Origin of the sequence: Blastopirellula sediminis, assembly GCF_020966755.1 — a bacterium.
Taxonomy (GTDB): Bacteria; Planctomycetota; Planctomycetia; order Pirellulales; family Pirellulaceae; genus Blastopirellula; species Blastopirellula sediminis.
In genome coordinates, this window is record NZ_JAJKFT010000004.1 from 735321 (window position 1) to 751204 (window position 15884).

Annotated in this window: 13 protein-coding genes; 2 read left to right on the forward strand and 11 right to left on the reverse strand. The window is 59.4% G+C overall.

Going from position 1 to position 15884, the window contains the following annotated elements; all coding sequences use genetic code 11:
• Nucleotides 1-1086, reverse strand: coding sequence for an anhydro-N-acetylmuramic acid kinase (locus LOC68_RS06685; protein WP_230217010.1), 1086 nt, complete (start codon nucleotides 1084-1086; stop codon nucleotides 1-3).
• A gap of 249 nt (nucleotides 1087-1335) precedes the next feature.
• Between LOC68_RS06685 and LOC68_RS06690 the strand changes: the two genes are divergently transcribed.
• Nucleotides 1336-2523: an AraC family transcriptional regulator gene (locus LOC68_RS06690; RefSeq protein WP_230217011.1), complete on the forward strand. Its 1188-nt coding sequence runs from the start codon at nucleotides 1336-1338 to the stop codon at nucleotides 2521-2523.
• Between the two features lie 194 nt (nucleotides 2524-2717).
• On the opposite strand, the gene LOC68_RS06695 is transcribed toward LOC68_RS06690, so the two are convergent.
• The 9 genes from LOC68_RS06695 to LOC68_RS06735 all read right to left on the reverse strand — a co-directional run bounded on the left by LOC68_RS06695 (nucleotide 2718) and on the right by LOC68_RS06735 (nucleotide 14478).
• Nucleotides 2718-3986 carry a dipeptidase gene (locus tag LOC68_RS06695; RefSeq protein ID WP_230217012.1) on the reverse strand — a complete coding sequence of 423 codons (1269 nt, stop codon included), beginning with the start codon at nucleotides 3984-3986 and terminating at the stop codon, nucleotides 2718-2720.
• Nucleotides 3987-4021: 35 nt separating this feature from the next.
• Nucleotides 4022-6082 carry a serine hydrolase gene (locus LOC68_RS06700; RefSeq protein WP_230217013.1) on the reverse strand — a complete coding sequence of 687 codons (2061 nt, stop codon included), beginning with the start codon at nucleotides 6080-6082 and terminating at the stop codon, nucleotides 4022-4024.
• A gap of 206 nt (nucleotides 6083-6288) precedes the next feature.
• Nucleotides 6289-7854 carry a hypothetical protein gene (locus LOC68_RS06705; RefSeq protein ID WP_230217014.1) on the reverse strand — a complete coding sequence of 522 codons (1566 nt, stop codon included), beginning with the start codon at nucleotides 7852-7854 and terminating at the stop codon, nucleotides 6289-6291.
• A 61-nt stretch (nucleotides 7855-7915) separates the two neighbouring features.
• On the reverse strand, nucleotides 7916-8893 hold the full coding sequence (locus LOC68_RS06710; protein WP_230217015.1) for a YybH family protein: 978 nt from the start codon (nucleotides 8891-8893) through the stop codon (nucleotides 7916-7918).
• Between the two features lie 381 nt (nucleotides 8894-9274).
• Nucleotides 9275-10693 (reverse strand): hypothetical protein, encoded by a 1419-nt coding sequence (locus LOC68_RS06715; RefSeq protein ID WP_230217016.1) that lies wholly within the window; start codon nucleotides 10691-10693, stop codon nucleotides 9275-9277.
• Nucleotides 10694-10911: 218 nt separating this feature from the next.
• Entirely contained in the window at nucleotides 10912-11541 is a 630-nt protein-coding gene (locus tag LOC68_RS06720) for a class I SAM-dependent methyltransferase (protein ID WP_230217017.1), read from the reverse strand.
• Between the two features lie 260 nt (nucleotides 11542-11801).
• A complete protein-coding gene (gene mqnC / locus LOC68_RS06725; RefSeq protein WP_230217019.1) occupies nucleotides 11802-12929 on the reverse strand; it encodes a cyclic dehypoxanthinyl futalosine synthase in 1128 nt (375 codons plus the stop codon).
• Nucleotides 12910-13722, reverse strand: a complete 813-nt coding sequence (locus tag LOC68_RS06730) for a menaquinone biosynthetic enzyme MqnA/MqnD family protein (protein WP_230217021.1) — start codon at nucleotides 13720-13722, stop codon at nucleotides 12910-12912. Before LOC68_RS06730 ends, mqnC begins: the two co-directional genes overlap by 20 nt.
• A 156-nt stretch (nucleotides 13723-13878) precedes the next feature.
• Nucleotides 13879-14478, reverse strand: coding sequence for a hypothetical protein (locus LOC68_RS06735; protein WP_230217023.1), 600 nt, complete (start codon nucleotides 14476-14478; stop codon nucleotides 13879-13881).
• Between the two features lie 241 nt (nucleotides 14479-14719).
• On the opposite strand from LOC68_RS06735, the gene LOC68_RS06740 reads away from it, so the two are divergent.
• The gene (locus tag LOC68_RS06740) at nucleotides 14720-15418 is read left to right on the forward strand and encodes a zinc-ribbon domain-containing protein (RefSeq protein ID WP_230217025.1); all 699 of its coding nucleotides are present in this window, start codon (nucleotides 14720-14722) and stop codon (nucleotides 15416-15418) included.
• Between the two features lie 96 nt (nucleotides 15419-15514).
• On the opposite strand, the gene LOC68_RS06745 is transcribed toward LOC68_RS06740, so the two are convergent.
• The gene (locus tag LOC68_RS06745) at nucleotides 15515-15778 is read right to left on the reverse strand and encodes a BON domain-containing protein (RefSeq protein ID WP_230217026.1); all 264 of its coding nucleotides are present in this window, start codon (nucleotides 15776-15778) and stop codon (nucleotides 15515-15517) included.
• Between the last annotated feature and the right edge of the window lie 106 nt (nucleotides 15779-15884).

Sequence of the window (15884 nt, forward strand, 5' to 3'; positions counted from 1 at the left end):
TTAGTGCAATGGAGTGATGCTGCCGCCGGTGGTTGGTTCGCTACAGCCGGTCGTTTCGGGAATCGTCAGCGGCAAGCCCAACTGGTGGCGAACGGCGAGCCAAGCGAAGCATTCCGCTTCCAGCGTATCAGGCGACAATCCTCGCTCGCTGATCGAGCGGACCTCTTTGAAGCGATCGGTCAGCATCTTCATGATGACCGGGTGATGGACGCCGCCGCCGGTCACCCACAGGACGGCCGGCTCTTTCGCCATGCGAGCCACGGCGCCGGAGATCGCCTGAACGGTTACGGCGCACAACGTCGCCGCGCCATCCTCGACGCTCAGCCCCGAGACGTCGACATGGTCAAAGTCAAAACGGTCGGCCGACTTCGGCAGCGGTTTGCGGAAGAAGTCGACGGAGAGCGCTTCGCGAACGATGCTATCGTGAACTTTTCCTTTCAGCGCCAATCGGCCGTCGACGTCATGACTGAGATCGGCCATCTCCTGGACCCACTCGTCGAGCAAACCGCAGCCGGGGCCGGAATCGCCGGCGATGATTTCGCCGTTGGTGCCGAGCCAAGTAACGTTCGCGACGCCGCCAAGATTTAGGACGACGACCGGTTCGTTTTCGTTGGCGAATAGCGCTCGGTGGAAAAGAGAAACGAGGGGCGCTCCTTGGCCGCCGCGAGCCATGTCATGGCGGCGAAAGTCGGAAACGACCTGGATGCCGGTTTGCTCGGCCAAGAGCCAAGGGTTGCCGAGCTGCATCGTCAGCCCTTCGCCGGGGATGTGGCGAACGGTGTGGCCATGAAAGCCGATCACCTTGGCCTCTTTGGCGGTTTCCCCTAATTGCGCGATCAGCGCTTTGACTGCTTTGACGTGATGGATCGTCAGCTCGCGTTCGACCCGCAGCAATTCGTCCAGGCGGACGTTGTGCTGCGAAGCTTCCAGAACGCGGGAGCGAAGCTGTTCGCTGTAGGGGAGGGTCAATCCGCCCAGAAAATCGATATCACTGTCGCCATCGGTACTGACCAGCGCCGCGTCGACCCCATCGGCCGAGGTGCCGCTCATCAAGCCAATCGCAAAATGTCGTTTTTTCGTTGCCACGACGGTCGACGCCTTCCTGCCGGTCAATCGAACACTTCAGCAATAATCCTAGTAGATAAAGAACCGCGAATCCCGTCGCTCTTTGCAGAAAGACGATTTTGCGCTTAACTTGCCGTCTTGCCGAAGTATGTGATATAGAGAGAATTCTAGATCGCGTTTGCGCATCCGCCAAGCAGGCGTGGCGGAGATTCGCGCGTTACCGGTAGCTCGACTTGTCTCGTCCTTCACACCCATTGGAACGTCGTTTTGATGGAATCTGATTCGCAACGACGCGGCGAAAAACTGCAGATCCGGCAGGTAGCCGTCCTGGTCGAGACCGAGACGAGTTGGGGACGTCGCGTCATTCGCGGGATCGCCAGCTACGCCGATAAGCATACGCTTTGGCATTTGCTCATCGATCCCCGCGACCATGAACAGCGCTCGTCGCTTCCCGACGGTTGGAAAGGGCATGGGATCATTGCCCGCATTTCGACGCGACTGCAGGCCGACCAGATCGTCGAAAAAAAATTGCCGGCGGTGAACGTCGACGACGTCTACGGCGACCTTCCCCGCGTTGGCCGCGTGATAACGAACGAGGCGGCGCGAGCGGAGCTGGCGATCGAACATTTGCTGGCCCGCGGCTTTTCCAATTTCGCCTTTTTCGCGCCCCCCAGTCAGCGCTACTCGAATCGCCGCTGGGAAGAATTTGAAAATGCGGTGACGCAGCGCGGTTTCGAGTGCCAGACCTATCGTCCCGGCTATCGCGCCGGACGCAAAATCAAATGGAGCGAGCAGCAGCGGCGCGTCAATCGTTGGCTGACGTCGTTGCCGCGGCCGATCGCCGTATTGGCGGTCGACGCCTACCACGCGCGCCAGTTGGCCGAGGTCTGCCACTTTTCGTCAATTCGCGTGCCGGACGAAATTGCAATTTTGGCCGGGGACTCGGACGAACTGCTTTGCGAAGTTTCGACGCCCCCTCTTTCTTCCATTTCGCTGGCGTGCGAGCGGATCGGCTACGAAGCGGCCGCGATGATTCACCGGATGATGGAAGGGCAACCGCCGTCGACCACGCCGATGACAATCGCGCCGCATGGCGTCGTCAGCCGACAGTCGACCGACGTGTTGGCGATCGACGACCCGATGATCGTCCGCGCGTTGCGGTTCATCCAAAAGCATACGCAGCGCGGCATCAGCGTCGCCGACGTGCTGCGCGAGGTGCCGATCTCGCGACGCAGTTTAGAAATGCAGTTCCGCTCGTACTTGGGACGCTCCCCAGCGGAAGAAATCCGCCGCGTCCAACTGGAACGAGGTCGGGAACTGCTCGGCAATCGCGAAATGTCGATCACCGAAGTCGCGATGGCGTGCGGCTTTTCCAACGCGACCCGCTTTGGGATCGCGTTTCGGAAAAGCTTTGGAACGACGCCGCGGAACTTTCGTAAGCGGTTGTTGGCCGACTAAATGTTCCAAGCGAGCTACGCCCAACACTAGCCCGCAGCGCAAGCGAGGGAATGCGACCGCAAGCTCCAGTCGGAGTACGAAGTGCGTTGAGAAGTTGCAATCACGGAAGTTGGCGAAATCGATTCGGCTGGCCGACCACATTCCCTCGCTTGCGCTTCGGGCTAGTGTTGTGTTGAGTCGACGTTTAGCAATCTCTACTTCGCCGCCGCCGGTTCCTTCTGCAGCGACTTCGCGGTCTCTTCCACCTTTCGCATCACCCGCAGTAAATTCCCGCCCATGATCGCTTCGATCTGCTCCGGCGTGTAGCCGCGATCGAGCAAGCCTTGCGTGATGTAGGGATAGCGGCTGACGTCTTCCAGTCCTTTCGGCAGCAGCGTGACGCCGTCGTAGTCGGAACCGATTCCAACGTGCCGCCAACCGGCGACTTTGGCGATGTGATCAATATGGTCGAGCAGGTCATGGATGTCGCCCGGCTCGAGCGGGTGCTGGGCTTTCCAGCGTTGCAACAGAATCGCCGCTTCGTCTTTGCCATGCTTTTCGGTCAGCTCTTTTTCGACCACCTTCGTCTCTTCGTAGGTCGCGACCGCTTTCGGCACGATGAAGGCCGAAAAGAAGTTGACCATCACGACGCCGTCGTTTTCGGCGACGCGCTTCAGAACGTCGTCCGGAACGTTACGCGGAGAGTCGGCTATCGTTTTGGCTGACGAGTGAGAGAACATTACCGGCGCCTTGCTGACGTCGAGCGCCGCGTGCGCTGTCGCCGGCGAGACGTGCGACAGGTCAACCATCATCCCCAGGCGGTTCATCGTTTCGACGACATGGACGCCGAACGGGCTGAGCCCGCCGCTGATCTTCTCGCCGGTGCAGGAATCGGCCCAGCTGAGACTCGCACTGTGGGTCAGCGTCATGTAACGTGCGCCGAGCCCGTACAAGCGTTCGAGGTTGCCGATCGAATCTTCGATGCAGTGTCCCCCTTCCATGCCGATCAGCGACGCGATCTTGCCTTGCTTCGAGATCCGCTCGATGTCATCGACCGTCAGGGCCAACTCCATGACCTCGGGATATTGTTTGATCATCGCTTTAACCAGTTCGATCTGTTCCAGCGTCGAGAGGAGCGCCGTGCCATCGTAACCGGTTTGCACCGGAACCCAGACCGACCAGAACTGGGCGCCGACGCCCCCTTCGCGAAGCCGGGGAATGTCGGTTTGCAGTTTGGGCTGCGGTTGGCTGATGTCGAGCTTGCTGAAATCGCTGGAACCCTTGGTCCGAATCTCCCACGGCAGATCGTTGTGCCCGTCGATCATGAGCAGCGACTCGTGCAGATTCTTCGCTTCGTCGGTCAGAACGATTTCGCCGCGCGACTTGGGAGGAGTCGGCTGAATCTTCGAATCTTCGGCCATGATCGGAGCGGCGGCCAACGTTACGATTGCGGCGGCCAGCCATTGAATTCGGTCGTAGTGCATGCTCGATTTCGCTTCCGTGAAGAATGTGACGGCGATTAGCCGCCGATTGCCTTCGATTTTTGGGCGGACTGGTCCGCGAGTTGTTTCCAGATCCAGCGGTAGAGATTCCGCGTGTCGGCGTAGCGGGCCTCGGTCGAACTCGACCCGAGCACCACCATCAACAGTTGCTTCCCGTCGCGCTCACAGCAAGAGACCAAGCAGGCCCCGGCCGGACCAGTGGTGCCGGTCTTCACGCCGAAGTATCCCTGCTGATCGAGGAGTTGATTCGTATTCCGCCAGAGGACGTTCCGCTCGTAGCCTGACTTCGACTGAACCGTGGTCGCACGCTGCGGCGTGGCGACGATTTCACGAAAACGTTCTGACTGCATCGCAGCCCGGGCGAGCTTCGCCATATCGGCTGCGGTGGTGACGTGACCTTCGGCGGTCAGTCCGTGCGGATTGGCGTAACCAGTTTTCGTCATGCCAAGCGACTTCGCTTTCTCGTTCATCGCAGCGACGAAACCGTCGTGCCCTTTTTTCTCCGGATCGGGAGAAAGGCGATCGCCGAAGTGCTCCGCGAAGGCGACTGACGCGTCATTGCCCGACGGCAGCATCAGGCCGTACAGCAGTTCGCTGACCGAAACTTGTTCGCCTGCCTTCAGCCCGGACGTCGACCCAGGCGTTTTGTCGGCTCGCTCGCTGAAGGTGACGATTTCGTCGAGCACTTCCGGCGACTTTTCGGCCAATTGCAGAACGAGATGGGCCGTCATGATCTTCGTGACGCTGGCCGGATCACGAACGGTCTCCGCATTTTCGCCGCCGAGTGCGACGCCGCTGTCGAAATCAACGACGGTCCAGGCCTTGGCGGTGACGAAGGGAATACCTTCGAGCGAATCAGCCGGCGTTTTTTCGGTGACGGCGCTGTTGATCGTCGCGACATCGGCGACCGCTTCGTCTTCGGTCACCAGTGGACCGAGCGCCTTCCAGACGCTCTTGTCGACGATCCCGTTGGCCGTGAGTCCCTTCGCGGTTTGAAAGCGAAGAAGGGCCGATTCAGTGTTCGGTCCAAAGTCGCCGTCGACTTGCAACTGCGGCGAAGGTTCCATCCGCGCGTTGAGGGTTCGCTGCAGCGATTCGACCAGGTCTCCTTCGGCGCCAAGCGCCAACGTGTTGGTGGTTGGCGAAGGTGGGGCGATCGTGCCGTCGGCGAAGTAGTGATAAGCGACTTGGCCGATTTCGGCGGCGAGCAGTTCCGCCTCGTTCTTGTCGCCGAAGCTATGGTCCTCGTTCTTTTGCGTCAGGACGCTGAAGAGGAGGACTCCTTCGGGAAGCGGAATGATGCCGGCGTCGGTTCGGACGTCGCTCACTCCGCCGGTCTTGTGGGCAGGTTTAATGCCGGGAGGGAGATAGCGGGTCACCTTCGACTTGTCGTCGCCGAAGGCGAGATGGGCGACGATTTCCTTGGAAGTCGCGTCGTCAATGAATTTCCCGGCATGCAGCATTTCGAGCATGTGAACCATGTCGCGACACGAGGTGACGCCGAGACCGTACTTTTGACTGCTCGCCAAGTCGATCGACGTATCGCGGCGGTAGACCTTCGAGTTGAGCTGCGTGCTGGGGCAGGCGAGCTCTTTCATCAACTCACGCGTCGCCGGTAGTCCGACCTGATCGATCACCAGGTTGGTCGCCGTGTTGTCAGAGTAGGTGATCATCAGGTGGGCGGCGTCATGGACTGACAGTTTCAGGCCAGGTGAAAAGTGCCCGGTCAGGATGCCGGATCCGGGGACCTGGTCTTCCTTTTTCATTTCGACCAGCGTGTCGAGCGAAACCTGTTTCTCGTCAACCGCTTTGTAGAGCGCCATCAGCAGCGGCAGCTTGATCAGGCTGGCGGTCGCTTGCGGGCGATCGGCCTCGTAAGCGAACGTGGCGCCGCTTGGCAGGTGTTTCAGCAAGACTGCCGCTTCCCCCCGATGCCGTTTGATCGCCGGCAGCAGCGTTTCGGCCAGTTCCTTTTCGACTTGCTTGGGGTCCTCCGGCGGCTTGGCCCTTAGCGGAGACGTGACGGCGAAGGTCAGCAGCAGGAACAAACAGGCGGGAGTGCGAAGCTGCGGCGTCATGCAATTCGCCCTGATCGGAAGTTGGCGGAAAAAAGAGGAAGGACTAGCTTCGATGGTAGGCTGGCGGTGGGCGAACCCCAAGTGAAGGATGCGCAATAAAATATCCCAATTGCGCAAGACGCGGTTTTTGCCGAGTAGAAAAAAAGATCCGGCGACTTCCGAGGAAATCGCCGGACCCTGCGTTGTGGATCAGCCGTAGCGGAAGGTTACTTCGTCGTGCTGTCGGAACTTGGTTCCGGCAAGCGAACCATCAGCCAGGTTTCGGTCCGGTCTTGGCCGTAGTGAACCAGCGCCGTCGCTTCATCCTGGGTCAGGTTGTAGATCGCCGTCTCCATGACGACTTCCGGATTTTTGTCGTCAGCAAACTTCCATGCGGCCCGCTGCGTATCTTTTTCGACCATTCCTTGCAGCGGACGGCCAGAGTCGGTCGCGTCGTTGTAAAACGTGCCGGCGATGATGCCATCTTTGCTGACCGCCAGTTGGATCAACATACCGGTGTCGGTCGCATTCTGTTCGGCGATCGCGAAGACGCCCAGCGGCATCCATTCGATCTTTTCCGGATCGGCGTCTTGCGGGACGCTCGCGGCGATCGTCTCGGCCTGTTGATAGTACTGCTCGGTAGTAACGGTTTGCTGGTCGTTGATGTAAACGTAGTTGTCGCGATAAACGACGTTCGAGCCGTAGTCATAGACGACCGGCTGCGCCCAGTTCCAAGCGAACCAGGTGCCGAACGACGCCCAAGCGGCGGTTCGCCAGCACCAGTTGCCGGGGTAACGATTCCAACCGGCTTGCCAGCGCCAAGCCGGATTGTTGTGGAAGTAGGGATTACCCCACCAGTCGTGGCCGAACGGACGATCGCCGATGTGGCGATTGTCGAAGTTCGCCCAGTTATTGCGGATCGAATTGATGTTGTTCTGGCGGTTGCCAATGTTGACGTTGTTGCCGCCGCCGATGTTGATGTTCGTCCGGTCGCCGCCTCCAATGTTGACGCGATCTCCGCCGATATTCGTTCGATCGCCGCCGCCGATGTTCACGCGGTCGCCTATGTTCGTCTTATCGCCGATGTTGGGGCGATTGGCAAAGTCTGGTCGATTGCCTGATCCGGGGCGATTGCCGGAGCCGGTCCCCGGCAAGTCGAGGAAGTTCTTCAAGTCGTCGCCTGAGGGGCGATTCGACAGATTCGGACGGTTCAACAGATCAGGGCGATTGCCGCTGCCGGCGCCGGGGCGATTTAAGTCCGGCCGATTGGAAAAGTCAGGCTTGTTGAAACTGGGGCTATCGCCGCTGCCGCCGGGGCGATTCGCGAGGTCAGGCCGCGAGATGTTCGGCGTATTTCCGCCGGTGCTGGGACGGTTGATGTTCGGCCGATTCGAGAGATCGGGCCTCGAAATGTTCGGCGTGTTGCCGCCGGTCGAAGGTCGATTGACGCTCGGACGATTCGCCAGGTCCGGTTTCGAGACGTTCGGGCGCGAGACGCTGGGGGTGGAAGCGGTCGGACGCGAAACGTTCGGGCGACTGGTCGATGCGGTCGGACGAGAAATGTTCGGTTTCGACGCAGTCGGGCGACTCATCGAAGGAGTGCGCGACGCGGCGCTGGGACGGGAGACTCCGCCTCCTCCGCCGCTTGGACGCGAGATGCCGCCGCCTCCTCCACCTCCGGGGCGACCGCCACCTCCGCCCCCGCCGGCGCGACCGCCGCGGGCCCACGCGTCCGTTACCGAAAGGGATGCCGCCAAGACGATGGCGACGCCGATTGCATATTTCAAAGACATGGGGAAAGTTCCTGTTGGATGTATGAATGAAACTGCGCGACGGAGACTTCCTGCTACAGGATTACTCAACGACGCGGGTGACGGTAACCGGTTCAATACTGGGCATCAGTTCGCCATCGACCTGGCGACCAATTGACTCGAACCGCATCGTGTTCTCGTCGATCTTTTCGTAAATGTTGGTCGCCGTGCCGCGGCGTCCGTCGGACAGAACGTTGATCGTTTGCACCGTCCAACGATCTCCCTGGTTGGTCCAGCGACCGGCTCCGAAACCGCCGTCCGAATCAAACAGCCACGAGCGAATCGTCTGTGCATACGGATCCCAGCCGATGATCTGCGTCCCTTCAAACTCGACGACGCCTTCAATCGTGACTTTGAACGACGTGGTGATGAAGTTGCGATTCTTCGTCCACTGGGTCGTCGACTCGATCGACGAATTCTCGTCGGCGTCGACCCACTGACCGACCATCCATTCCAACTCTTTCAGTTGATCGTAGTGGGTTGGAGCGAGCTCTTCCGGCTCTTGTTCGGCGATGCTGTCGATCTTCCACCCTTCCGACGTTTTGACGTGGATCGCGGCGTAGGTCGTGTCGGTCGGTTCGCCGCCGGGAACGATCACGCGAGCGATACCCACTTCGTTGGCGACGCTCGGTGAAACGAGACTGACCGCCGTTTCCAGCAGTTCGATCTTCGCCTCTTTGTTTTCGCTGAAGTAGGCGGCGAAGCTGTCGGTCAGCGCTTTGCGACCTTTGAGCGTTTCGCCGGACGGCGTGGTGAAGACCCCCTCCGGCGTCCAGTGCGAAGCGAGCGTGGCGGCGTCCCCTTTATTGAACGCAATCACGTACGACTCGATCGCGGCCAGGATGGCCGTCTCGTCTTCGCTGACAGGCGCCTTTTCTGCAACTTCCGCGCTGGCGGCGTCGGCTGGCTTGTCGGGTTTGGCCGCTTCGGTCGCCGGCTTCGCGGTCGGCGCCGCATCTTGGGCGTATACGGGAGTGGAAAGAAGAAGCAGCGCAAGCAGAATTCGTGCGGATCGGGTCATGTACGCACCTCCATTCCAATTCGTTATGTAAAGAAGAGTTGGGGGAAATCGTCGTGGTACGCGAGTTGCCCCATTGAAGCGACTAATTTGGTCGTTCTCCCAAAAGGAGATTTACCGCTGGCCTACTGTAAGAATACCGGATTCAAAAGCGCAAAGAGAGGAAATACTGCCCGAACTTGGCAAAGATTTAATACGGTCGATGTGATGCAAGAAAACTACTATCAGGTTGACGCAAATTAACATTTTGTGATGGTTCTGCGTCGACGAAGACGTGGCAACGGCGCCCAGCCCTCTTTCGACCGCAAGAAACGGAAAAAGACCGCCCAACAAAGGTTGTCGAGCGGTCTTTTCGCCTCTTATCTGTTCCGCCGCTTGTTGCGGTTATTTGGGCAATCCTGGGCCGATTGTGTCGGTGAAATCATTGGGACGCACTTTGGTATCGGGAACTTCCAGCAGCGTCGCGATCGCCGTCGTTAAGACTTGTTCGACCTCGGGCGAAACGTTGGTTGCCCGTTCGCTCGTTTCGTAGCCCCCTTGCCAGTAGGCGACGCGGGTACCGATGTAGAACGGACCATAATCGCCATAGGCGGCCATAAGTACGTTTTTATCCGGCCGCATATGCTGAGCGGCCAACTGGTATTCGACAAACAGCTCGCCGGGCAAAAACAAGACCCGCGTATCGCCCAGGCTCAAGCAGCCGATGTTGATTTTCTCGCCTGCTTTCAGGCTGTTATAGAACGAGAGCTTGTCGGCCGCATGCACACGCAGCGCCTGCGGCGTCGCATCGCTGGCGACTTCCTTCGCGAGCGCTTCGCCATCCAAATGCGGAGCGGCCGGAAGCTGCACGCCGACGCTCTTCCAAGCGACGTCGGCCGCGGTGATCGGCGTCTTCTCTTGCGATTCCCAGGCGCGATTCATGGCGTTGGCGACTTTGTCGGCCAAGACCTGACGGTTTTCATGCGAGCCGTCGTTGTACTTGCCGGCGCCGACGTTGCCGCCTGCTCCGTTGAAGTGGAGATGGAAGATCCCGGTTTCCTTTTGGCGCATGTCGCGGGCCATTCCGGGGAAGTCGGGATTGGCGCCGCCGGTTCGATAGAAGCTTTGCGGATGGGTGGCGTAGGCGGTGATCACGGCGACCGGCTTATCGCCGTTATAGAACGTGACCAGACGCAACATTGGATCGATCACGCCGACCGGCAGATCGCGGATCTTTGGATCTTTACAAGCGGTGTAGCGAGTGATCGCGACTTTCCCTTCGGCGTCGAGCATGCGGCGATTCGACGCCACTTCCTTCACCTCGGCCGAGCCGATCGCGATGCTGGTGATCGGCGTCGTCGATTCGAGCGACTTGCCGGCAGCGACGGCTGCCCGGTCGATCACGTCATGCAGGAACTCGACGTCGTAGTGCAATTTCTCAGCGTTGTACTTCGCCAAGATCGCGGCGGAACCAAGATCGCAGCGCGGCGCGTCATGCTGATGCAGGGTATGGACCGCGACCCGATCGATGGTCGTGCCGGTCGCATCGGCCAGCTTCTGGCGAAACAAGCGATTCGAATCATTGCCGATCCCAATCCAGTCGACCGCACAAAGAACAATTGGCTTGTCGGCGCCCAATAGCACCGCTCCGCGACAACTAAGCGGCCAGGTCACCTCCTTCGTCGGATCATAAGCGAGCGGCGAACCGACCGCCGGAGAAGCGTCGACAGCGAACGTCGTCAACCGGAACTCACCGGCCAAGGCAGGCGATACGATCAGGCAACCGACGACAAGGAGCGACAACAGACGCAGCGGCGACTTCATTGCAGTTCTCCAGGCAGGAAATGGAGCGGGGAAGGGATGTGACGATGTCTCGTGATATCTGAATCCCCTTTGTTATCCAGGATTGCCGCGGCGATTGCAACTTAAATCTTCCGTTCAGCGACCGCCTGGCGAAGTTTGTTGCACGCCTAAATGGTCGAGATTCTGGTGGATGCCCCCTCAAAATGTGGGTGCCTGGTTGCCCGCGGCGCTGCGGGCTACTATTCGGGGCGTTTGCCGATTAGCAGCGCCATTTCGCGCCACTTCCAGTAGCAGTCGACTTCCTCGTAGCCGATTTCCCGGAGCCACTGCAATTGCGTTGGGATGTCGAGCAGTTGGTTGGAAGGATCGTCTTCTGCGAGCGGGATGTCGAGTTCGCTTAAGAATTTTTCGTGCATCGCGCTGCTAGGAGAGGCGACATGCTCCAAGTTGCAGAAGACGCCGCCGGGGCGGAGTTGGGCGAACGCTTCGTGATAGATCGCTCGCTTTCGGACATCGCTACAGTGATGAATCGCAAAGCTGGAGACGATCGCGTCGAAGGGGCCGAGCTCGGGAAGGGAAGCGTCGAGACTGCGCTCGATCAATTCGACTCGCTTGTCGGCGCTGAATCGCTCGCGGGCCTGATCGAGCATCGTCGCGGAGAAGTCGAGCCCAATGCCGGTCGCTTCCGGATAACGTTCCAATACCAAGCCGAGCAAGTGCCCGGCGCCGCAGCCCAGATCCAAGACGCGACGCGTGTCGCTCGGCAACTCGGCCAGCAGCGTCTCGTCCCCCATTTGCCGCTGCGTCTGACGTTTGGCTCGCCGCAAATAGGCGAGCGAATGCTCCGGTTTGATCCACTCATTGGGCATGTTTGCAAGCGACTCCCGACTGGTTGGGGTGATTGAGCGTTACAGCCGCAAAGAGGCGCGAAGGGAGAGAAAGGTTCGCGAAGTCGGGTGAACGTCACACTAGCCCGCAGCGCAAGCGAGGGAATGCGGTCGCCAGTGAATGACTAATGCCTAAGGCCTAATGTCTAATGAAGAACGAAACGCGAATGACTAGTGCTCCATGATTAGTCATTGATCCCTACACATTCCCTCGCTCGCGCTGCGGGCTAGTGTTGGACGCTTTACGCGAGCTGTAGCAACTGCTGATCGCGGAGGCGGTTCGCTTCGATCGCTTTCACTTCTTGCTCGACTGGGATCAATTCGTAATGGACGTTTCGTTGACGCGGCGTGAAGCCGAGTTCGCTGATCGAGTTGCGGATTTGATCGAGGGTCAGGTAGTGGACGGTGCCGGCTTCGGCGACGACGTTTTCCTCGATCATCAAACTTCCCATGTCGTTGGCGCCGTACAGCAGCGCCAGCTGACCCATCTTCAAGCCTTGGGTGACCCAGCTCGATTGGATGTTGGCGAAGTTGTCGAGATAGAGCCGCGAGACCGCTTGCGTCTTGAGATACTCAAACGAACCAGAAGGTGCGATATGCGCCATCTCGGTATGATCGGGTTGGAAGGTCCAGCAGATGTACGCGGTGAAGCCGCCGGTGTCGTCTTGCAGCTGGCGGAGACGTTCGAGATGTTCGATCCGCTCTGCCAGCGTTTCGACATGGCCGAACATCATGGTGGCCGAACTGCGGCCTCCCAACTCGTGCCAAACACGCATCACTTCGAGCCAATCGTCGGTCATCACTTTGCCGCGGGTGATTTCGCTGCGGACCCGATCGACCAGGATCTCGGCGCCGCCGCCGGGCAAGCTGCCGAGCCCCGCTTCTTTGAGACGCGAGAGGACTTCGCGGAGCGGAAGCTTGTTCACCTTGGTGAAGTGATAGATCTCGGGCGGGCTGAACGCGTGAAGGTTGACGCTCGGGAAGCGACGCTTCAAGTCGGAGAGCATCTCTTCGTACCACTCGAGCTTGAACTGCGGGTGAAGTCCCCCTTGCAGCAAGATCTGCTCGCCGCCGAGTTCGATCGTCTCTTGAACCTTGGCGATCAGTTGCTCTTGCGAGAGGACGTAACCTTCGTCGCTTTTCGGTCCGCGATAGAACGCGCAGAAATCGCAGACCGCCGTGCAAACGTTGGTGTAGTTGACGTTGCGATCGATGTTGTAGGTGCGGTAGTTCTCGGGATGCAAACGGCGCGTCACGGCGTCCGCGGCTCGCCCTAAAGCGACCAGGTCGTGCGACTGTAGCAACTGCAAACCTTCGGCCGGGGTCAAACGTTCACCGGCGACCGCTTTCTCAAGTAGCTTCGCAATCATGACGCGTCCATCGATCGTTCGGCGGCGCCAGCCCTCGCTGCACCGCGTGTCTGTGAAATAGGGCCAAACCGCTTTCTTCGTCCGGCCCCAGGTTAAAGTGTAAGTTGTCTCGCAGGTATGTTAAGCACTGCTCAGTCGTCAGGCGATGCCGAGGAGCTTCGGCGGCGGCGATTTCCTCGAGCTGCGCAAGACCGGCATCCCGAGCGGCCGACAACGCGGCGGCGATCTGCGGCGTATCGAAACCGGGGCGAGCGACCCAAGCGGCGAAGACAAACGGCTTGCCTGACCACTCTCGCCAAACCTGGCCGAGATCCCAGATCTCGACAAACTCGCCGCTCGGTGCGTGGATCGCCCGATCGCCGATGATCAGCACCGCGTCAGCGTCGACCGAATCGAAGCGGGAGTCAATCGGCAGCGGAACGGTCTGCGGCATCAGGCCGAAACGTTCGGAAAGGAGGATTTTTGAGAGGGCGGCGCTGGTCCGCGACCCTTCGTCCAAGGCCAACGTCCGCACTTCGGCGGGAGGTTTGCGGAAGAAGAGCTTGACGCTCCAGACCGGACCGCGGCAAGCGATGCACGCGTCGGAGACGATCGAATAGCTCGGATCCTGGAAAAACTCGACCGACGGGATCAGGGCGACGTCGAGGTCGCCGGCCGCCAATTGGTCGGCCAGACGGCTCGGCAGATCAAAGACGAGCTCGATATCGCTGTTGGCGGCGGCCAGTCCGTAGACCAGCGGCTTGGTATTCAAGTACGAGACCGCGCCGACGCGGATTGTCGAATCTGAGTGCATCTTCCCGCTTGTGCCTGTCCGTTTGGTCGCGTCGCACATGTCCTGCCAGCGGTCGCATTCTACCGCGGCCGGCGATCTTCGCCCAGGAGTATACTGCAGCGCAAGGTACAACCTGTTAAGGGGTTAACCGCACAAGTCGCCGCCGATTAACGGCCGTTAGCTGGTCAAATCGCTCGGAAGCTCTTTGATTCCGGTGAGGACGATCCGGCAGACGTACTGCCACGGGATCAGATTGACGGCATATTCGCCCGATTTGGGACTGCGGGCGAAAAAGCCGAATTCGGCGGTCGAGCGGGAGGGGGAGAAATATTCAGGAACGAAGATTTCCCCTTCCGGTAGGTGAATTTCGACCGTCGCGCCTGGCCGGCGGAGGCTCCAAAGCCGCAGGAACTCCTGGAAAAGCCGACTGTGCCCGTTCAGGACGACGCTGGGGGACGATCCTCGTGAAGCGCCGGGCCCCAGCACATTCGAGGCGCCGGCTTCGTCCCGGATCCCAACTTCGGTAGGGGAGGACTCAAAAATGCTGCTTTGGCTGGGGCCGATCAGCTTGTTGGTCGAAGAGGGGACGTCGATCGAAGAATCGAGCCGCGACGCATCGCCGCCGGCGTTGGCTTCGTCGCCATCGACCACCGGAACCCGGAATTTCACGTTACAATGAGGGCACTGGCCCGCTTGTCCCTGAAGCTTCCGCGGAGCGTGGAGCTTGTGTCCGTTCGGACAGAGAAAGACCAGATCTTTTTCTTTGGACGTCGACACGAAGACCTCATCGCAAACAATGGCGGCAGCGCATCCTTATCCGCTCCAGGCCGCATATTCTAGTTTAGTAGCAAGCGTGTGTAACGCAAATTTATGAAGAAGCGCCACGACTTTATCTTGTCTTCGTTTTTCTAGTTAGGCTGCATAATTGTTTGCCGCCCCAATGCTTGACGGGCCGGCGAAGAGCGCCAAACTAGACGCAGCGAATTCTCTGCTTATCTCGACCGGAATATCCTCCCTCATGAACAAAATACGCGTTACTTGTCCCCATTGCTTCAAACGGTACGAAGTTAGCGAGAAATTCGCCGGCAAAGAGGGCCCCTGTCCGAACTGCAAAAAGACGATTCGCGTCCCGGCGCTCAACGAACAGGTCGTCATTCATGAGAAGGAATCGTTCGGCGGCGTGAAGGATACCGCCGGTCGACTTGTCTTTGAGCCGATCAAGCGGGAAGACGCCAAGTTCTCGCCAGCCGTGTTGGCGATCGTGCTGGTCTCGGCCATCGTCATCTTGGCGCTGGCGTTTTTTGTAATTCGCCCGATGGAGGCCGATTCCAAGACGCCGATCCTGGTGATCGGTTCGCTGGCCTTGGCCTTCCCAATCGTCTATGGCGCCTATTGGTTCACGCGCAATGACGAACTGGAACCGTTCCAGGGGACCGACCTTTGGATTCGCGTCGCGCTTTGCTCGGTCGCGTTCGCCGTCTTGTGGGGACTCTACGCGTTTGTCATTCCGTACATCGGCATCAACGAAGATGAGTTTCCCTATCTGCTGCTCTGGGTCTCGATCTGCATCGCGGCTGGCGCGGGTGCGGCGATGGGATGCTTCGAGGTCGACTTCATCGTCGGCTTTATGATCTACGCGTCTTATCTAATCGTTACGGTTGTGCTGCGACTAGCGATGAATCTCTCGGCCCATTGTCCGAAGTGGTGGGAACCTTAAAGAAGACGGCTCCTTCGAGTTCAAGAAGCAAAAAAAGGCTGGATGCATTTGCAGGTATGCATCCAGCCTCACACGGCTACCCGATGGGGCGACTTATCAGGCAGCCGGCTGTGCGGTGTCGAGCACAACGATGCGATTACGCACTCGCTGCACTCCAGGAACATGTTGCGCTACGGCGTGCGCCGCTTGACGCAAGTAGAGCGAATTGGTCGAACCGCGTAGCGTTATCTCATCGCTGGCCGAAGCCTCGCAGGTGATCTTGCTCAGGTCGGGATATCCCAGCATCTCTAACGCATGTCGTACTCGCTTCGCCAGATCCAAGCAGCGATCCGCAGCCGACAGCAGGGGCATTGCAGGCATCACAATCTCCAGAACCAAACGACCAGGGGGAACGGCGAGTCCATCAGCCGCGATTGCGCGGCTGCGTCAGTTGGCTCGGTAACGGGGTGGGGCGATCCGAGGCTGA

Coding starts and splice junctions, on each gene's coding strand:
- LOC68_RS06740 (WP_230217025.1), top strand. CDS start 14,720: ATGAACAAAATACGCGTTACTTGTCCCCATTGCTTCAAACGGTACGAA.
- mqnC (WP_230217019.1), bottom strand. CDS start 12,929: ATGATTGCGAAGCTACTTGAGAAAGCGGTCGCCGGTGAACGTTTGACC.
- LOC68_RS06710 (WP_230217015.1), bottom strand. CDS start 8,893: ATGACCCGATCCGCACGAATTCTGCTTGCGCTGCTTCTTCTTTCCACT.
- LOC68_RS06705 (WP_230217014.1), bottom strand. CDS start 7,854: ATGTCTTTGAAATATGCAATCGGCGTCGCCATCGTCTTGGCGGCATCC.
- LOC68_RS06720 (WP_230217017.1), bottom strand. CDS start 11,541: ATGCCCAATGAGTGGATCAAACCGGAGCATTCGCTCGCCTATTTGCGG.
- LOC68_RS06715 (WP_230217016.1), bottom strand. CDS start 10,693: ATGAAGTCGCCGCTGCGTCTGTTGTCGCTCCTTGTCGTCGGTTGCCTG.
- LOC68_RS06690 (WP_230217011.1), top strand. CDS start 1,336: ATGGAATCTGATTCGCAACGACGCGGCGAAAAACTGCAGATCCGGCAG.
- LOC68_RS06695 (WP_230217012.1), bottom strand. CDS start 3,986: ATGCACTACGACCGAATTCAATGGCTGGCCGCCGCAATCGTAACGTTG.
- LOC68_RS06745 (WP_230217026.1), bottom strand. CDS start 15,778: ATGCCTGCAATGCCCCTGCTGTCGGCTGCGGATCGCTGCTTGGATCTG.
- LOC68_RS06700 (WP_230217013.1), bottom strand. CDS start 6,082: ATGACGCCGCAGCTTCGCACTCCCGCCTGTTTGTTCCTGCTGCTGACC.
- LOC68_RS06730 (WP_230217021.1), bottom strand. CDS start 13,722: ATGCACTCAGATTCGACAATCCGCGTCGGCGCGGTCTCGTACTTGAAT.